Origin of the sequence: Rhodococcus sp. IEGM 1406 (assembly GCF_030056745.1) — a bacterium.
GTDB lineage: Bacteria > Actinomycetota > Actinomycetes > Mycobacteriales > Mycobacteriaceae > Rhodococcus_F > Rhodococcus_F erythropolis.
In genome coordinates, this window is sequence record NZ_JASHKO010000004.1 from 361,951 (window position 1) to 380,311 (window position 18,361).

Genomic DNA, 18,361 nt, shown 5'->3' on the forward strand with positions numbered 1-18,361 from the left:
CGGCAGATCAGCGTCCGAGCTGGGTGGCCGATCACCCTTGCCAGTGTCAGAGAACATCCGATCGTCTGGAAGCCGGACTCCCAATTCGGTTGCCCGTCCTATGTAACTCTCCTCGATCAATACGAGCGGGAATACCTCTTCACTCGACGCGGGGCCACGGAGTAGCAGACAGTCCATCAGCCCATCAGTTCGGAATCCGATCGGCACGACGATCGAACCATGCTGGTGCACATACAGAATTCGTCCTATCGGATCGACCGGGTCCCTGGGCCGGAAATCACTCGTTGCGAACCACTCCACCAAGTCAGGGTCGTCGAGAAGTGGCGCCAGCTCCGGAGGCGCCCAGGAAGACGACTTCAGTCGGCCGGGTTGTATCGGCACGGTGGGTCCATCCGGCGGCAATGTGTTCACTCTCCAACTCCGGCGTCAGGCTGAGTCAGCTGGAGGGCCAAAGGAACCATCACGGGTTCAGCGTCACGCCGCGGGGCCAGTTCGACCGAGCAACCATCGTCCACCGGCACATCGAAGACAGACGTCACTTCCTTTTCCACGCTGACCCTCTGATGACCTTGCCTGTCCTCCATCAGTGATCACCTCGGAGGTCGTCGAGGATGGAATCAGAGGTCATGCCGTCCGGAAGTTCGAGCGCGGGAATCGGCATTTGGTCGAGTGCGGCATTCGGATCGACCAGCTGGACCTCACCGCTCTCCACCATCGCTTCCCACTTGGACTGCGCCGGATCTGCGTTCATTTGTCCAGTCTATTCCTCAACGCTCGGCATCGACAGCGCACGATACCCAAATATGCTCTATATCAGTCTATTTGAGCTGTAGAAGCGGCGACTAGCCTAGTAAAATAGCAGTATAGCGACTTTTCGCCCGTCATATCCTTTCCGTCATCGGAGTTCCCATGAGCCCAGATCATTCATCCATCTTCCGTCCGTTCGGCGGCAGCACTTCGCAGGACGAGCCATCACTGAAGTCGCCCACTCACCGGCGATGGGCCGCACTGCTGACCGACCTCGGATTCCACTGGGCCTATCAGCAGTTCGCCGGTGTCACGTTCACCCTGTCGACCGAACACAGCGACAGATCGGCCCACCTGGTAGTCGAGGACCACGCGAGCGGACAGTTCGAACCGCCCCGAGTCATCGATCGCCGGCCAGATGATTTCTATGTGATGGTCACAGATGCACCCTTGCTGAATCGGATGCCCTGCCGCATCGACGGACTCACCGATTCTCGGGAGTTCATCGCGGGCATCATCATCGAGGATCCGACTGATCGCGGCCACGTCTTCGATCCGATCCACGATGCGCATGCCGCCGGGCTTGCCCGATGTACGATCTGCGCTTCAGTCGGCTACTACGACCGCGGACATTGGCCCGAGAATCGGATGCTCTATCCCTGCGGCCATAAGACTCCTGATGCCGGCCATATGGCGTCGATCGAATGGCTACCATCGTCGTGGTCCTATGCGGTGCAGGAGGTTCCATTCGACGAGGATCGGTCTTCACGGAAGATCCTCTGCGAGGTCTACGGATACCGGGAGCTCTGATTCGCTCTCAGTTCGATTCAGAGCGTCGTCTCGATAGATCGTTCGTAAGAAGTATCGAAAGTTCGTCAGCGTCGCACTCAGCTTCAGCAATAGCCCCATGAAGCCTCAGGTACGTCGAGACTTCACCCAGGAAGCTGTTCGGAACTCTTTGCAGCACATCACTTTCCCGTCGATCGCAGACTGATATGGCACCGTCGCGGAGACTGACTTCCATACCGAGATCCCTCCTAGGGGAGAGCCCGTGATGAATCGCCCCTCTCTGCGGAACCCCTGAGGTCGGTGGTGCTCCTAAAGCGGAGGACGTGGACGTATTGAACATTGACCCATACGACGAGCTCAGAGCGCATGGCGGATAGCTCCCGATTCGACGCGAATCCTTTGATTAGGAACAGCTTCGAGGTTCATCTCTTTGCGTAGATTCCCTATACGTCGCGGAGCCTCTTCTCAGAGCGCCCCTTCTGTACGGACCCCGGGGATCATTGGTGCTCCTAAAGCGGAGGACGTGGACGTATTGAACATTGACCCATTCGTAGAGCTCAGAGCCTCTATTGAATTCACATACATCACCTTCAATGCCACTGTCCGACAGACGGTTTGCGACGACAAACATCGCGATTGAATTTGAAGCGCAACCCGAGGCTCTCACCGACCACACTGCGACCCCAATGGCCCCGCATTGCGATTGTGACGCACCGAAAGTTCGAGGGGGTACGACGTACTCGAATCGAGAGTTCATCGCATCACAATCGATTTGAACGCGCAAAGGTCCTTCGGTGAGCGATACAGACCTAGAGGTGCCGGATTGCGCGGATAACATTGCGTTCCGCAGCTCTCCGGAGACTGTCATACCGTTTACCCAGCCGCTCTTCAGCCTCGAACAGGAGTTTCCATGTCCCGCCTTCGACTGCACATATCGCCGCCTCAGCCTCGGGAGAATTCCTCATAATCCGGGCTTTACGACGGATCTCGTCCCACCCGATGGCGATATTTGTCACCACCTGGACCACGTCGACATCGTCCCATGAACGGATCAGACAAGCGCTGTCGATGCACTCGGGCACCTGCCTGTTCATCGGCAAGCCTTCGTCGTCAAGCTCAAACTTGACGCCATCGAATATCCGCTCGTACCGTGACCGCTGCCGACCCAATGTTGCAGCATTGACCGTCACCTTCTCGACCAACGTCTCCAAGCGCTTCGCCGGCACCTGCGCGTTCGGCTCCTTTCGCACATCGGGGTACCTGTTGCTTTCATTCTCAGGCGAGCTAAAGTTCGGGCAGTTCGCTTCGGCACGCCGAACGAGCGGACTGAAAGCCTCTTGGTTCGGTGCGATCTCGAACTGCACGACGGGGGCCGATGTCTGAAGGCGCTCGTCGAGGATTCGGACATCGACCGTGCCTCCGACCAAGTCGACCTCGTAATCCATCTGCACCAATGACCAACACTGTCCGGTCGCGTCGTTCACCTGTGTGAGTAATGCTTCCTCCGCCTGGAGAACGGCTGCCTTTTCCAGATCGGGGCACTCCTTGCCGTCCGCACCGACCGCCACCATGCCACCGACTGCGTACGAAGTGGTCCTGCGGCGGTTCAAATACTTTGCGTCATACCAGTGCCGCCGCACGACTCTGAGAACCGGGACGGGTTGCCCGTATTCGCCGGCCAAGCCTTCCACCATCGTCTGGCGGAGGAAACGGAGGTCGCGACCTATCGTCACATGCGTGACGTCGAAAAGTTCGGCGGTAGCTTCTTGCCCGACGTTGAGGACATCCTTCTGCGTGGTCGTACACATACGGACTATCCAATCGAGCAGCAGATACTGCCGAGATTCTTTGCCGCACAGTCGCTCAATCGTCTGCAATGCCTGCTCGGCCTGAAACCTGACGAGGGGATTGCCGGTCCAGCCCGCGGCAGATGCGTATACCCGTGCCACGTCTTCGACAAGCCAAACTTCGTCACGGGATTCGAGGCGCTTCTGCGCCAGCTTTGGCTGAAACTTCTTCACCAAGCCGAGGGCTTGCTCTTGGGTGAAGCCCAAGTGGTAGGCCACATTCCATACCGAGCACAGGTCGTACGCGTCTTGGTCATCGGTACGGGACGAGGGCTTGGTCCGGCGGGATCGGTATTCACGGCCCGCTGGGGTGTCCTTCAGCCACCCGTACATGAGATCGAAATTGTTCTGCCACTTCTCCAGCAAGATCTTCTCAGCCCCGCAGGCCTTCACATGTTGCTTCCGGTGGACACCAGAGGTTTTCGGCCGACGCGCCACCGTCTTCAGGATGTACCGAACGACTGCCTCGTTCTCGACCACATGCCCCCAGATACCACGCGTATGGGTATACAACGCCCGCTCTGACCGTTCACACCCCGGCGCGATCACGAAGCCGACTCCACCCTTGCGGATGTCAACATTGGGTAGCTGCTTGGTCTTGAATGACTTTGCGCCAGGCCACTTAACGTGCAGGTGTGCGCCGCGTTCGGTCGACACCCAAGGATTCTCCTCCACGTCGGCCCCTGTTGCAGCCAAAAAGCTCGCAATCGCGTCGTCCGAATCCATGTCGAGGATCAGCCTGTCCGGACCTGGCACCACACCGAGCACCATTTCGGGATGCAGATCGAGAACATCGAGCAAGAGTTCACGATTCCGTGTAGCAGTCTTGAATCCGTGTCCAAACTTCGCACACGAGGGATGTTTCTTACCTTGATAATTGGCCGGATCCAGCTTCTTTTGCAGACACGGCATCCTTGGAGTCTTGTCAATCGTGCAGGGAATCAAGCTGATTCCGTTATCGAGGAGTAGCCAATCGATCAGTAGACCTCGCTCATCCCGAGTTGATTCCGGCGTGATTCGAGGGCATTCCTGTGTGCGCAGCTCATTAAGATAGTCAGTCGAAGATCGAGTTTCTTCATCGATTTCGGGCGCGCAGAGGATCATACGGAATGTCCTAATGTTTGGTGGATTGCATCTATTCTGAAATCAAGCAGGGCGGAGGACGCACCTCCACCAAGAGGCAAACTCCACCCTGCTTGCTTCAGTTATTCAGAACGAGCAGCTAACTCGTCTACGAGAACGCTATTAGGTGTATCGCCGAAATGTCCAGCGATAATCACTAATGCGAATTCGATAGCGCTATTGATAAATAATTCTCAATACCGCCAATAGAAAAAGGCATAGAGATGCCACGGACCGTTAGTACATGATTTGCAGTCCCTATTTACCTGCGATTGGCGATCCGTGGCACCCCGACTATTACCAGGCAGTCAAACCTTGATTGAGATCCGATTCTTGACAGTAGCCCCGACTACTCGATCAGGCCCTATTGATCGGAAAAATCAGCTTGGCCGATTGGTGGCGACTACTCATCCACCGCGCAATCTCCCTTTAGTTCCGTGAAGAAATATTTCTCCAAGACGCGAAGGTCAGTGGCCATCTGCATGGCCTGCTCAAGAATCTGGTCCTGGGTCCACTCGGAGAATTCGGCACTGTCCGAATCAAACGTAGACCTGCGACTTCGCGTGAGTGCGCTGCGGTAGCGCTGGAGAAATTTTTCAATTTCAACCTTTGCGGGAGTGAGGATGTCTTCTTCGTCGAAGCGGAGCAGAATTTTTCTCCGCTTATTCCGAAGCTTGGTCATTCTCCTTTCCTCACAGTCTCCAAAATCGGTTCGCTGCCACGTGTCTACATTCCGCAGAAATGATTCCGCCCACATGGACATCATCTTTGTATCTACCCTGCCCAATACTTCCAGGTTCTCGACCACTTCCTGCGTTGCCGGAAACGTCGCATATGCGAAGTTCCGGTAGAACTTCTCATGGTATTTGGACCCACGCTGCATTCCTTCGATCGATCGTGTCAACGATCGGAAATGTACAGAGACGAAGGCTTCCACTTTGAAGGCACGATAGCCACTCTCCAATCCCGAGAGGTCATCTTCGAACGTAATTCGCCCTCGCTGCGATCCCATCTTCTCGAAAATTATCCGATTGCTTTCAGTGTGATCCGCGAGAATATTGCGGACCCAGATCTTCGCCATCCTTTTTCTCCTTCTGTTTTGTGGGTCGACGAATACACCTATTCAGGTGAATCTCTTTGCTACTCAGCCGGAACCGCTTTCGGCTGTGGTGATCAATCAGGCCAGCGGAACATCCCAGGGGTCATGCCGCTCGTTCATATAGGGCGTCACGACCCAATGCGAGCTGCAGGTGAGGCAAGTTGCGCTGCAACCAATCTCGACAACGCAACTGGGGTCAGCGCATTCTGGATGCGGACAAAGTGAGCCAGCCTCGGAGGCTCCCCTAGTCATCCGATCCTCGGAGCAGCGCAACCGGGCGAGCCAATTCCTCAGCATGTGCGACCGAACCATCGTCGCAGGGCAGCAGAAGAATGCTGTAGGCATCCCCGTATCGGGACGCCAACCAGTGGAGCGTCGCGGCTTCGTCCTCACGCTTTCCAAGCGCTTCCAATTGCATTGCAGCCCTCTCCGCACCGCGATTTGCGATGCACGGGATGAATAGAACGCAGCAGAGGAGCGCGATGTAATAATATTTTGCCAGTTAAAAATCTATTTCCGCTGGTCAGAACCAATTTTCCGTCTACTTTTCAGCCGAAAAATCGTTCGATATATGATGTAGATCACTTTTTCTGCGGATTTTCGCGGAGCCAATCGCGGAGCGCCGACTGCACGACCAGGGCTGGATGTGCCAACGTACCCGGTGCGAGGTGCATGGATTTCCGATACGCAGCCATTGCACGCGCCGTCGCGAGAACGTCAGATTTCACACTCGCGCTTATCGACAAACTCTTCGGCGCAAACCGCTCTCTCGCTGGTACATAAGGGGTCTGCACGGAAGCATCCGCGACTCGTCGCCCCGAACTGAGGCGGACCTTCGCTTTCGCTGCTACGAAATCGCCGTTATCGTCGTTATCGTCGGACGGGTCGATTGGGCGATTCCTGCCTCGCACCGGCACTCTAGGCGATTTAGCGTCTCCGAGCTCCTCAGCCGTAATCAATTCAGTGATAGGGGCGCACTCGGAAACCCACCTGCGCAACGCAACCTCGATGATCGAACTCATAGTCACTCTCGGCCGGCGGTTCTCCTGTGAATTTAGCCGAGCTTTCACGTCATCCCACAGGACTGGATCGACTCGAACAGACCATCTCGTGACCATGATTCCCCAATTCATCAGCCCATAATGCCTGGACAAACACGGTATCCAACTCGCTACGATCAACGAGAACGCCACGCCGAACAGTGGATCGAGGGCACATGATGGCTGAACCAAGGGATCCCGAAAGCGGCGGTCCGACAATCTCCCGGCTGACAGAAATGCTGCGTCGACGGTTCCAACGCATCTCGACCTCAGAAGCCGCGAACCTGCTGTACCCCAATCACTCTGATGCAGAGCTCAGATTGGAGTCACTCAGAGGACAAGTCTCCCTAATCCGACTTCCACTTGGACTGAGCTGGGAATACGCTGCATTCCAATTCGACATTGCAGCACGGGCGGCAATTCCAATCGTCGCCTACGCAAATGCGGATCTCCATGCGGAAACGGATCCGTGGGGAGCCCTCGCCTGGTGGGAGACCCCGATTCGCATCGCGGGCGCCCAGACTCCGCTTGAACTTCTAGCTCGGGGGCAACTGACCACCAAGTTGGTCGACAACCTGACCGCGATCCGGCGACAGGCAATGTAGCCCCGGCCATGACCAGTTCAGTCGCCGCTGTCCAATCACAGACGAAAGCTTCATCGTTCGATTGCGACGAAATCTGCCCTAACAGCACTCCATGGATGGGACCTTCACATTTGAAATAGCTGTCGTGCGGCCTCTTTAGTATCAGAGTAAGATACTTGAGCGACAAGGGGTTTCATCATGTCGATCGAACCGATACCAGAATTCGATGCAGACTTTCGGATGGTCTTCGTCAGCGGCTTCTACACTATCTATGTTCCTGGGCTTGGGATTTCGGCCACTGACTCCGACTCCGACAAAGCGACCGACAAGTTGGTCCGACAGCTGCGTCAGTATGCATACTGGTGGAACCACTCCGACTACCCCAGATCGGAACATCCGGAGCGGAGCGCGGCACTGGCGGCCCAGGTAGACGGACTGAGCGACGAGGAGATCGTCGAATGGATCAACCGCGAACCGGACCCGTCCAGAACTTTTCTCCCGGCACCTGCGGCCTCCACCTATCAGTTCACGGGCTTTGAGGTCTTCCTCGACGACAACGGCGCGTTCGTGATCGTCGCACCAGATCTCGGCCTCTTATCGGGTGAACAGACACTCGCGGAAACCGTCGCGGATATGACGCACGCCGTGATCGACTACGCGGACGAATGGGTTGCCCGACCAGAACTCCGAACCGCGAGAGGTCACATTTCGAACGAAGACGTTGTCGCAACGATCCGATCGATGAGCTGGCCAGAGGTATATGAGTGGGTGGTCGGCGAAATCAGACCGGATGATGCCGTCCAGGGCATGGCCACTCCCTCGGGATCCGAAGCTGCGCAACGATATCTGCTAAATCCTACGTCCCCTCCTGCAGTTCGATCTGCCGGGAATGAATCCCTGAACCTGACGGAGGCACCTGATCCCGATAGTCCACCAGACCACCTCCCTCACTTTCGATGATCGCAGCGAGGTACGCACGTTCTTCCTCTGACCAGCCCTTACGCGATGTTGTCATCGGCCTTATCCGGGCCGGCGATCGCTGCATGACGCCTGCCTGCAACTCATGCTTGTTCCCCTGTCTCGCGGGCACGACGAACCAGTCCTGACCCGCACCCTTCCCAGTCGGCGAACGATCTCGCATGAATGCTGTTCGCACGCCTATCTGCTGCGTCTATCTGACCGGCCGAGTACATGTCGATCACCGTCTGTATCTCGCCCATCGAACGCACCTTGTCTCCTCCAGCTGAAATACGTCCACGCACACGCGCATTCGCCACCGGAGACATATCCAGTAACATCACACCCTCCCAGAAGCGTGATCGTCGATTACTACCGCCCCCAACGTCATTGAGTCGTTCCAACGCCAGCGGAGGATCTGATACGTAGATCATCGGCAAGCCGTCCGCACCGGTGACCGCCCAATCGAGGTTGTCAGACTGTTGCAACTCGCGGAGTCCGGAAAAGATCTGGCTTGGACGCAAAGGACCGCGATACGTCTCTCTGTGCGGTCGATCCAGAATCCTTGCCGCATATCCGGCTGTTCGAAGGATTGTCTTGAACCCTGAGACATCGTCTGCGGCGATTCCCATCTTCCGCCAACGGGTGATCCATTCGCGGGCACCATCACTGAGCTGGACTGCAGTATCCCCCAAGACAAATCGTGCCGCCACGATCGCTGAGTAGTCGCAAATTGGCTGGAAGCCAGCCTGTTTGACACCGACCGCATACATCAACTGATTGAACACAACGATCGAGACATTCGATTCGCCCAACTCCGCGCGGCGGATCGTCGATTCGGAGACACCCGATATCGCTGCAACCTCTCGCTGACTGAAGCCGATATGCGTGCGAGCATCGATGAAGTCTTGTATAGAAGTCACCGTTCGAGCGTATCCGGGAGAAAACGATCCTGACCAGCAATGACATCGAACTGGGCTGTGCCCTAAGCCTGAAGAAATCTTCGTTCCCGGCGGAGTGGGCGACAAGAGTTCAGAGAATTCCGGGCACTTACAAACTGTCCAATCAATAGGCAGAAAGTTGCCCTGGCTGAGTCGACCCGGAGAGCGGCAGTGCGGCATTCCCCGATTGAACGCCACACGGCCGCGTCAGCATCCGGCTCGTCGATTCACTGCCACGGTCAGAAACCCCATCAGTCCATATGTAGCAACTGGACCAAGCTCACCGTCAACAGAATCATTCACTCGACGCGATCGCCCTCCAAATGATATCCACATTCGCCTCAATATTGACGGGCTCCTGAGCTTCATCCAGAAGAATCTCAAGGTGAAGTGGCGCCGTCACTAACCCGAGAACCTGCCCTGGATCAATATCTCTCCGCGCGCGATGGCCCGGATCGAACGTCTCGAGATGCCGCCCGGCGACGATCGTCATCGCGGAGAGTCGCCCTGAGGTACTGCGCTGCGAGTGCGGTGAGTCAGCCTCGGGCCTGTCAGTCTTCGACCCGGTATTCTTTGCGGAGCCTCCGCACGACTTCCTCTGCAGTAGCGCGGCCGAGGACAATCTCCACGAAGTCATCCAGCAGCGCATCGGAAATATGACCTCCCGATAGTCGCGTGGAGTGTATCGCACGAGTAGCCCTATCGAATCTTTCAGCCATCGATGTCATACGCCCTCCAACTGTCGAATCAATCACATCAATAGACAAGGATCGGTGCGACTACTCAGTATACCGAATGCTTGACGCAGATAACTGCCCATAAATATGCACCTCACTGAAATTTTTTTCGAAATGAGAAGAAGGGCTTCCATAAATGAAAATTATGGTCGTCGACGTGAGATGGAGGGTGCCGAATAGGATCAGCAAGCGAATGCCACAGCGACGCCGGCTTCTATCACACGAGTGTGCAGCATGAGCAGAGGGACGAGGGCGGTCGCCGCCCCGCTTGTGTCACTTCGAAACAACCTGCATTCCGATAACAGAAACGCACCAGAGCCATTCGCGGCGCACAGCAGTCCATAACGGGTTTGCGATTGGTGCTAGATTCTGGCAATGCCTTCGCCCTCAGGACTGAGGATTACCACGTGACGCCACCCGGTGCAGGACCGATGCAGGAACCACCCGGTTGGTACCCCGACCCGAATTCGCCGTCCCTCCGCTGGTGGGATGGCATCCAGTGGTCCGATCGGTGGGCACCAGCCTCGAATCACCCAACTGGCGCCACGACCTCAGAGGCGACACAGTTCGCATCTCCGGGTCCCAGTCCAGCCAATTCCGGTCTCTGGCAAGCTCCTTCTCACAGCTCTGCACAGGCGAACAGCCTACGTACGCCCAGGACCGCTACGGCGCCGAAAAAGAAGCAGTTCACTGTTATTTGGATTGCTGGACTGATCTTTGTGGTCGGACTCTGCGGCTCAATTCTGGCGAACAATTCCAGCGGCAACTCAACTGACGAAGCAGCTAAGACCGTCGAAGGGCCCACAGATCCACAAAGTCTGGCGTCAGCTCTTCCCGCGGTCGAGGATACGTCCTTCGGTGACCTGAACAGCTACAAGACCCTGGACGAATCCGAATTCAAGAAGATCATGCATCCGTCAGGAAACCTCGCAGAGTATCCGTACCCTTATGTGGGCTCGCGTGTAGTTCTCTACGGCAAGGTCGACGAACTTCCATCAGGATACGAAACCGCTACCGGTGGCACCTACTTCGACGCCACCGTCAGCTGGCATGACCTCGGTCCAATAGTCAGCTGGAGTCTGAATTCCGTCGACGTACCCATCATCGGCTTGAGATCAGATCTCGGCGACGTCGAACCAGGCAGCAACCTTGCGATCTATGCGGAGGTCCGCCGCCCATTCCTCACTGGATCGAAGGTATTCGACTCTGCGCTGCGCAAGCCATTCCTCGTAGCACACACAGTGCGTGTGATTCGGTAGATCGACCTAACGTGGGTGGTGCCTCTAACGGTGACGCTCGTCAAACTGGTATTTCAGGTCGTGGATATGGATCAACCCGCGTGTAACACAGCGAACGAACCGGTTGAGCATATTTACTGGTAGCGGATAACGGGTCTCCGTACGCGACCGCTCAGAAGGACGAGGCTCGCCCGAGCAACCCCATTCGACAATGAAGGAATCTGATGACGAACAAGTCGTGGTCAATCGCTGCAGTGATTATTGGATCCACAGGTCTTGTCATTTCTATCGCCGCACTGTTGCGGAACTTCGCATTCGGACTTCAACTCGGGGACCTCGGAACTTGGATCGGCGGGCTCGGCACCACTATGGTCGCAATCCTGACTCTATGGACGGTCCGGGAATCGATCCGCGCAAGGACCGATGCTGACCGACTCCGAGCCGAGTCCGATCGCGAGGCTGGGATAAGAGCACTGCGGAAGGCAGCACGTGCACGTGTGACCGTTCTGCCAGGAAACACAACCGGAACTCCCGCCTGGACCGTAACTCTTCAAAACAACACCGGCGGAACACTTTACGACGTCGAATGGACCAACTTTACCGCCGTCCAGGCTCCGACAGCGATGAACTCCACCCAAACCGTCTCCACCACAATCAGCGACTTCCCTTTCGGCGCCGATGAGCACCCGAGTTCTCCTGTCGTGCTTGACACCGAAGCGCGCACCGCTCACTTCTTCACCGACGAAACGACGTTGGCGAGCTACCTACCGAGACCAGAGATCGAGTTCACAGATGAGGACGGGTACAGATTTCGGTACGTGGAGGCAGCGCTGTCCGGGATCTATGTTGGCGCTAAGGGTAAATGGATCTCAGCCGAAGGCTGAACGGTCAAATCACCGCGCAACGATCTCATTCCATGGACATAGATTGGAAATGACACACTGACGCAGACCTGAACCAATTGGCCCTCGTTGAAACACAACGATCGAGACATTCGATTCGCCCAGCTCCGCGCGGCGGATGGTTGATTCGGAGACGCCCGATATCGCTGCAACCTCTCGCTGACTGAAGCCGATATGCGTGCGAGCATCGATGAAGTCTTGTATAGAAGTCACCGTTCGAGCGTATCCGGGAGAAAACTATCCTGACCATCAAAAGAAGGCATTCACTCCAGCGCAAGAACGTGGCCGTCACCAGAGGGCTTGGATACGAAAACAGTTGAGGTGGAACCACGTACATCGTTCCTGCCCCAAACCCGGACGACGAGCCGGAGTTCTGCGCCCCGTCCTGGCGCCTCAGTTCGACCCAGCGCGAGCTTTCGAGATCGTTCGACTCTACGTATCGAAACGCGACCCTTTTGCAGCGAACGTGGATCTGATCGTTTTACGTCGCGCTTAGAGAGATGAGGATCGATCACCGAAAACCTATCTCCCTCGGAACTCCAGTGGATCAGCCGGAACATTGCACTGGGATTCGGTTCAAATTCGTACCGGTTTCGGCCACGCCGTAGTACGCGATGATGACGGCCTTGAAACTGGAGATCGACATACCCAAACCGTGCGGGAACGTCGCCGCAACCTTGCATCACTCGAGCCACACGCTCGGATCATCTGGGATGACAGAACGCGAGTAAACGACCGCCTCGGTGAACTCGGTGATCTCGGCATCCGTCAAAGGTCCTGCGCCGTTACGGTTGTTCTCTTCCTCCTCGAGGAGAGGGTTCCTGGTCATGTCTGCTCGTCGGTGGAAGTACCTGCACATTCCACCCCCGACGACAATCCGTCCTGTGCAACTTCGCTGCCACGTCATGATGGATCTCTCAAAGGTGCGGGCAATCCATCACAGGTGAGAGTGACCCTCAGGTCGAAATCGCCAAGGCTCTGTTTTGCTCCACTGCGCCAATACAGATTGGTCATCTCGCACTTCTGTGGAGACTGGTCCGACCCCACAGCCGCATTCACAGAAACTCTGGCGAAACTGTCAGGGCGACCTGGGATTGATTCAGAAGAAGGATCAAGTAACCTCACGTCCCACTTCTGTTCGACCTGTCCAACCAGTTCGGACCGAGCCTGTCTCTCGGTTTCCTCTGGGTCCATTCGCGCTCGTGACTTGTCCACCGCCACGGTGATGGCGAACAGTGCAGTGACAACCCCGATCGCGACCAGCAGTTTCCTCGTCTTCAGATTGGACCTCTGCCCACGAAGACGGATCCATCCGTTCTGGATCAACCAAATGAGAAGCCAGAACATCACGATCGCCAGCAGAATGATGAACTTGCCGATGAACCAATCAATGATCGGTGAATCTCTCACATCGGCAAGGAAGTGGAAATCGAGGTATTGGTCATCCATGCTTCGGTTCTCCTCGCGATTGCATGCCATGCCGGTCCTGCCGCGGGTCCTGAGCAGAATCGCAAGTGGCAGAATACGTTGCGCCGACATCACATTCGGACATCAAGCTACTCAATTCCTTCTCGACGTTCACGATGGCCTTCGCCTCTCACAGTTCCCGTCCAGCCGACGAGTGCTAGATCGTGCCTGCATCGAGCGGTGACCGCAGTATTCTTGCGCGAGCCTGTACGGAGAGTTCGTCCGCAACGAATTCGAATTCACACGCACGGCCGCCACCTAGTTTCGTATTGCTCCGGAGCCCCCGCCAGCACCGCAAAGGCGCGCTTCGCTCGTGTTTTCGTCAGGCGAGTGATTCAGCCGAGCCATTCGGAGATGGTGGCGTTCTCGATACCGCCACCGAAAGAGTGGAACACCAGCAACGCTTGCCCCGACATCACCAGGCGACCGTCCTCGGTGAGGCCGATATCGAGCATCCCCGCTTGCCCATGCACCTGACACCACACGAAGTCGGGAACGTGCAACAACCCCGATGTCGGGTCCGTATCGAGGTCAGCCGGATGAAGGGACACTTCACCGAAGACGTTGTCCTCGAGCGCTTCCGCGGTCTCACGGTCCACCAATACCAGCGGGCCGGCACCGATCAGTCCGTCGGTAGGTTGCCGGGTGAACACGAAGTGCGCCCTTTCTACCGTCGGCGGCAAGGTTGCGGTATCGACAACTGTGCGATCCCCTACAAACCCTGGCTGTTCCGGGACGACGACCCAGTGGTCCATTGATTTCCTATCTCCCTGAAGTGTTGCGGTCGAAGCAAATTCGAGATTTTGCAGACGCGTGGCTAGCCGTTGCCCAAGTCGTCGAGAACGTCGCCGAACACCGAATCCGGTAGCGCGTAGTGCTCACGCACCGTGGCACGTCGATGCTCGTCGAGCCACCGCAGTGTCGTCTCTCGATCACCGGCAGCGGCTACCTCACGAAACTGTTCCCAGAACATGACAAGTAGACCTGCCGGGTCGGCAGCCCGGCTGCGGAGATAGTCGAGTTGGCTGTCGATGACCTCAAGCGGTGAGCCTGTATCGGCGATTACACGCAGGCCTGCCAAGAGTTTCCAGTTGGTACGGTGCTGTTCATCGCGAGCTAGGTAGGCGTCTTCGAACCACGCGGTAATGGCGTCGATCGGCTTCAAAGCAAACAGTTCCGTTGCGGGTCCCTGAGCCCACCGCGTGACCAGCGCCGCAGCGGAATCGGTGTCGAAGATGTCGATCTGCAGTCGCCGAAACTCTTTGTCTCGAAGCCTACTGTCCGAACTATCCTGCGTGAGGGTGATCGCACGTGGAACAAGAGGCTCGAAGAGCGGTGTGTGCCCGACAATCAGCCGTTCTCGGTTCGGGATAGGATCGATCCCGACTGTGTCGAAGAACCATCGCACCGGAGTGTGCAGTAGTTCCGCTCGCAAACCGTTTCCGATGATGGTCCAGTTCGGGCCGAGCCTCTCCGCCGCCGCGTCCAGTACCTTCTCCCAGGCGGCACCTCTCCCCTTCTTCGGAGTCAGATCCGCGACGGCATCTTTCGCCATCGCCCGCAACTGATCCCGGTCCATTCCCAGGGACTCGAGCACCTCACTGACCGATTTCGGAGGCTTAGGCTTGTCATCGCTCATCTGCACACATCCTGTCCATCGAACGTCATTCGTTGTCCATCGCTTCAGGGAAGAGATTCTTGATCCAGTTCAACGGAATCTGCAGGAACTGCGCGGCATTCTCTGCCCAGGCACGATCGATCGCCGCGTTTCCGGTCTTCAGATCCCACACCTGCAGAATAGTCGGTGTCGCAGTACCCAATGCATCGACGATCGTGCGGACTAATACGACGTCAGGCCGAAAGCTTCCCGGCTCACCTCGAACCGCGACTTCCGGTCCCCCCTCGATCGGCCTGAACGATACTTCCGGCAGTAACTCAACACCAGGAAAGAGCTGCTCGACCTGTGGAGAGAGAATACTGCGGACGAATCCTTCAAACATCGAATGCGCGAAAATGCCGAGTAGCCACGGGGGTAGGTGTGTCCCGTTCCGCTCAAGTACGGTCCGCCATGCCAGAGACGCCAGATACTGCAATATCGGCTCCACATGGTCGATAACGACCTGGTCCTGAGTAGGTGGCGGCGAATCAGGAGGAATGACTGGCGGAGTTTTCGGCGTCCGGGCTGGGCCCGGCTCGATAGCTGCTGATGGTGGCACTAGTACGCCGGGGAGCGGTATATCGGGTGATGCAGTCCCAGGGGTTGGGGTAGAGGGCCGCTCTGTCGGATCTTTGATGGCGCCCGGCTGTGGGATCGTGCTCGGGTCCGGATCGAAGGGGTCGAACTCCGGAGGACCGGGCTGGGTCGGCGCACCGGGTGCCTCGGGATCGACCGGGATGTGCCCCGGGTTGACCGGATCGACGGCCGGTTGCTCGCCCGGTTCGGGAGCCGAAGGTTGTTCGGGGTCGCCGAATCCAGGTGTGGTGGTGCCGGGGTCTACTGGTGGTTCGAAACCCGGATCCGACGGTGTGGCCGGATCGGCTGAATCCGGTGCGCCGGATGGATCTTGCGGTCCTGTCGGATCGTCGGGTTGAGGATCGCCAGGCAGACGGGGCCCAGGACGGGGTTTCGGCTTCGTCGGTGATGGTTTCGTTGCCGGCCCGGACGGCACGGTACGCACAGGAGGTATCGTCGCCAACGGATTGAGAACAGCATTGATGATTGCTCGTTGCTCCTCGGAGAGCTTTGCGATCTCCTCGATGAGCAGTGAGTAGAAGTTCAGTCCGGCCTTGAGCGCCAACTCGCGCAGGTTCAGCAGGTCCTTGAGTACAGCGGGATCGTCCAACCTGGCACCGCGGGCGATCTGCTCGAAGAAATTCGCAATCGCCACCGCCAACGACACACCGCCCACCACGGCCTCGGCGACAGAGGAAATCGAGAAGCCTGCCAATTCCGCTTGGGGGGTGTCGGTTTCGTTCGGTGTAGCGGGGGCGGCGTCGACAGACGGGGCTGTCCCGGCACCGGGTCCGTCCCCGCCGATGCCTGCACCGATGTCCTCGGTCGGCGACTGCTGCGGGATCTGCTCAGGCACTTGCGCCGGAGCCTGCTCAGGGACTTGCGGTTCGGGCTCCACCGCGGGTGAGGCTGTTGGTTGGGTGGGTTTCGGTTTCTGGACTGGTGGATTCGGGGCCTTGTGGCCTTGGACTGGTGGTGGCTCGTTCCAATGTTGACCGTCCTCCGGGCGGGTGCCGTCGTCCTCACCGGAGATTTTGGTCGGGCGCGCCGGAGTGGGGGATTTCTTGCCGCTCTGTGTGTGGTCTTCCGGATCCGCCAAAATCGGATAGAGCACGTTCTCGATACCGGCGGTGTCGACGACCTGGACGAGTTGTCCGTCCCGGATCTCGTAATGCGTCGGGATGGGTGTGCCGTTGGCGTCGTACGCCCACGGGGCGTCGATTGTCGAGACCGGGTTTCCGTCGGCGTCGAAAACAGTGACCGTGCCATCGGGGTTGACGCGCATGTGACCGCCGGGCGGCACCGTCACCGGAATCACGGATTCGTGCGACGACGTTTCGTCGTGGATCAGGAAGTAGAACCGGCTTCCGCCGGTGATCGGATCGAACACCCGCAACGTCGACTGACCACCGCGTGCATACGCCATCAATGGCGAAGCGATAGTCCCGACCGCCTGGGAGAGTACTGATTCCGGTGTCCGTGGACTGAAAGGTCCCGGCCGCCCACGCACTCCGATACCCGCAGCGGTGAACGCCGCAGCGCCGATCAGGGTGAGTTCGAGATACCTGTCACGGCCCGAGTCCTCCCCGGTTGTAGAGACATCTGCTGCCGGGTCCGGAACCGGCTGGGCCGGTGCGATATTCGAATCCGAATCCGCGGGAACCGGTCCAGGACCACGATCAGCCGTCACGGTAGGTGCGGTCGATCCTGCAGGTTGCGGCGTAGCCGGGGCAGGCCCGCCTGTGGTCGTCGGAACCGGAACTCCCGCAGGGTTCTCGATACCTGGCGGTGTCGGCGTATTCGGCTGTCCAGGCAGCGCGGCGCCGGGCACGGGGACGATGGGGGTGCCGTTGTAGGCGGGAAAGTTCGTCGGAGCATTCGCCCCGACATTCGGGCCACCACCCGGAGCCTGCGCACCGGGGAGCCCAACGGTGGTCGTCGGCGCAGCCGTCGCGGTCGTGGACGGCGCAGTAAGGCACGGGTTGATGTACTCAGGCGGGATCGGTGCACCAGGTGGCAGTGAGGCGATCAGGTTCAGGTAGATCTGATGATCACGTGCCCGCACCGCCGCGCAATCCTCTTCCGGTGTCGCATGCGCCTGGCCGGCAGTGAGCGCGAGCCCCGCACCGATCACGCCGGCGGTCCCGGTCAGCAGTGCTCCGGCTGCAAGTAACCCCGCGAATGACCGCTTGAGTCGCAGAGCGGACTTCACCGACGATCACCACTCGTGCCCGACTTCTTCCTCACCGTGGCAATCAATTTGTCTGCGCCCCACCAGAACAGGCGCCCCGCGATCGACATCCACAGAAAGAACGCCAGATACACCAGGATCGTCCCGTAATCCTCGGCCCAACCCCCGAGTCGCCCGATCACCGCGAACGCTGCAATCAACAACCCCAACCCGAAAACGGAGGCGATCACCGCCTTCGACGTTTCGCTCAATTCACTGTTCGGGTCCCAGCCGTCATCGCCAGCGTTGCGGGCGCGACCGACAGCAGCTCGTTGATCAGCTATCGGATCAGGCCGAGAATGATCAGCACTACGGACAGCCATCACATGAACTCCAGACGATGAACGAGAACAACAGCAGGACAAAAGAATTCAGAGAGGATCTGAATGCGACAAAATCGAATGGCGCGCTAAGTCGATGTCAAGGCG

Annotated in this window: 18 protein-coding genes and 1 pseudogene; 5 read left to right on the forward strand and 14 right to left on the reverse strand. The window is 57.8% G+C overall.

The window, feature by feature from the left end:
* Positions 1-583 precede the first annotated feature (583 nt).
* Positions 584-751, reverse strand: coding sequence for a hypothetical protein (locus QM596_RS20445; protein ID WP_283309822.1), 168 nt, complete (start codon positions 749-751; stop codon positions 584-586).
* 158 nt (positions 752-909) lie between these two features.
* Between QM596_RS20445 and QM596_RS20450 the strand changes: the two genes are divergently transcribed.
* On the forward strand, positions 910-1,557 hold the full coding sequence (locus QM596_RS20450) for a hypothetical protein (protein ID WP_283309823.1): 648 nt from the start codon (positions 910-912) through the stop codon (positions 1,555-1,557).
* Between the two features lie 788 nt (positions 1,558-2,345).
* Here the strand turns inward: QM596_RS20450 and QM596_RS20455 are convergent.
* The 3 genes from QM596_RS20455 to QM596_RS20465 all read right to left on the reverse strand — a co-directional run bounded on the left by QM596_RS20455 (position 2,346) and on the right by QM596_RS20465 (position 6,022).
* Entirely contained in the window at positions 2,346-4,487 is a 2,142-nt protein-coding gene (locus tag QM596_RS20455; protein ID WP_283309824.1) for a bifunctional DNA primase/polymerase, read from the reverse strand.
* Between the two features lie 421 nt (positions 4,488-4,908).
* The gene (locus QM596_RS20460) at positions 4,909-5,586 is read right to left on the reverse strand and encodes a hypothetical protein (RefSeq protein WP_283309825.1); all 678 of its coding nucleotides are present in this window, start codon (positions 5,584-5,586) and stop codon (positions 4,909-4,911) included.
* Between the two features lie 262 nt (positions 5,587-5,848).
* Positions 5,849-6,022 (reverse strand): hypothetical protein, encoded by a 174-nt coding sequence (locus QM596_RS20465; RefSeq protein WP_283309826.1) that lies wholly within the window; start codon positions 6,020-6,022, stop codon positions 5,849-5,851.
* Positions 6,023-7,426: 1,404 nt separating this feature from the next.
* Between QM596_RS20465 and QM596_RS20470 the strand changes: the two genes are divergently transcribed.
* Positions 7,427-8,188, forward strand: a complete 762-nt coding sequence (locus QM596_RS20470; protein WP_283309827.1) for a hypothetical protein — start codon at positions 7,427-7,429, stop codon at positions 8,186-8,188.
* Between the two features lie 101 nt (positions 8,189-8,289).
* Here QM596_RS20470 and QM596_RS20475 read toward each other — a convergent pair whose 3' ends face one another.
* The 3 genes from QM596_RS20475 to QM596_RS29815 all read right to left on the reverse strand — a co-directional run bounded on the left by QM596_RS20475 (position 8,290) and on the right by QM596_RS29815 (position 9,854).
* A complete protein-coding gene (locus QM596_RS20475) occupies positions 8,290-9,213 on the reverse strand; it encodes a helix-turn-helix domain-containing protein (protein ID WP_283309828.1) in 924 nt (307 codons plus the stop codon).
* Between the two features lie 208 nt (positions 9,214-9,421).
* Positions 9,422-9,619, reverse strand: coding sequence for a hypothetical protein (locus tag QM596_RS20480; RefSeq protein WP_283309829.1), 198 nt, complete (start codon positions 9,617-9,619; stop codon positions 9,422-9,424).
* A gap of 58 nt (positions 9,620-9,677) precedes the next feature.
* Positions 9,678-9,854, reverse strand: coding sequence for an antitoxin VbhA family protein (locus QM596_RS29815; protein WP_502943412.1), 177 nt, complete (start codon positions 9,852-9,854; stop codon positions 9,678-9,680).
* A 440-nt stretch (positions 9,855-10,294) separates the two neighbouring features.
* On the opposite strand from QM596_RS29815, the pseudogene QM596_RS29820 reads away from it, so the two are divergent.
* From QM596_RS29820 to QM596_RS20490, 3 genes and pseudogenes are all read left to right on the forward strand, one after another.
* Positions 10,295-10,387 (forward strand): annotated as a pseudogene (locus QM596_RS29820) (DUF2510 domain-containing protein); the annotation flags it as partial.
* 195 nt (positions 10,388-10,582) lie between these two features.
* Positions 10,583-11,122 carry a hypothetical protein gene (locus tag QM596_RS20485; protein ID WP_283309830.1) on the forward strand — a complete coding sequence of 180 codons (540 nt, stop codon included), beginning with the start codon at positions 10,583-10,585 and terminating at the stop codon, positions 11,120-11,122.
* 476 nt (positions 11,123-11,598) lie between these two features.
* On the forward strand, positions 11,599-11,985 hold the full coding sequence (locus QM596_RS20490) for a hypothetical protein (protein WP_283309831.1): 387 nt from the start codon (positions 11,599-11,601) through the stop codon (positions 11,983-11,985).
* Positions 11,986-11,994: 9 nt separating this feature from the next.
* On the opposite strand, the gene QM596_RS29825 is transcribed toward QM596_RS20490, so the two are convergent.
* The 7 genes from QM596_RS29825 to QM596_RS20520 form a co-directional block, all read right to left on the reverse strand.
* Entirely contained in the window at positions 11,995-12,216 is a 222-nt protein-coding gene (locus tag QM596_RS29825) for a helix-turn-helix domain-containing protein (RefSeq protein WP_502943414.1), read from the reverse strand.
* Positions 12,217-12,685: 469 nt separating this feature from the next.
* Entirely contained in the window at positions 12,686-12,832 is a 147-nt protein-coding gene (locus QM596_RS20495; protein WP_230813706.1) for a hypothetical protein, read from the reverse strand.
* Between the two features lie 74 nt (positions 12,833-12,906).
* Complete coding sequence (locus QM596_RS20500; protein ID WP_283309832.1) at positions 12,907-13,452, reverse strand: hypothetical protein; 546 nt, start codon at positions 13,450-13,452, stop codon at positions 12,907-12,909.
* Positions 13,453-13,805: 353 nt separating this feature from the next.
* A complete protein-coding gene (locus tag QM596_RS20505) occupies positions 13,806-14,225 on the reverse strand; it encodes a hypothetical protein (RefSeq protein WP_283309833.1) in 420 nt (139 codons plus the stop codon).
* Positions 14,226-14,287: 62 nt separating this feature from the next.
* The gene (locus QM596_RS20510) at positions 14,288-15,109 is read right to left on the reverse strand and encodes a hypothetical protein (protein WP_283309834.1); all 822 of its coding nucleotides are present in this window, start codon (positions 15,107-15,109) and stop codon (positions 14,288-14,290) included.
* Between the two features lie 25 nt (positions 15,110-15,134).
* Positions 15,135-17,915, reverse strand: coding sequence for a hypothetical protein (locus QM596_RS20515; protein ID WP_283309835.1), 2,781 nt, complete (start codon positions 17,913-17,915; stop codon positions 15,135-15,137).
* Positions 17,912-18,256 carry a hypothetical protein gene (locus QM596_RS20520; RefSeq protein WP_230813716.1) on the reverse strand — a complete coding sequence of 115 codons (345 nt, stop codon included), beginning with the start codon at positions 18,254-18,256 and terminating at the stop codon, positions 17,912-17,914. The genes QM596_RS20515 and QM596_RS20520 overlap by 4 nt, the downstream gene beginning before the upstream one ends.
* Positions 18,257-18,361: the final 105 nt, after the last annotated feature.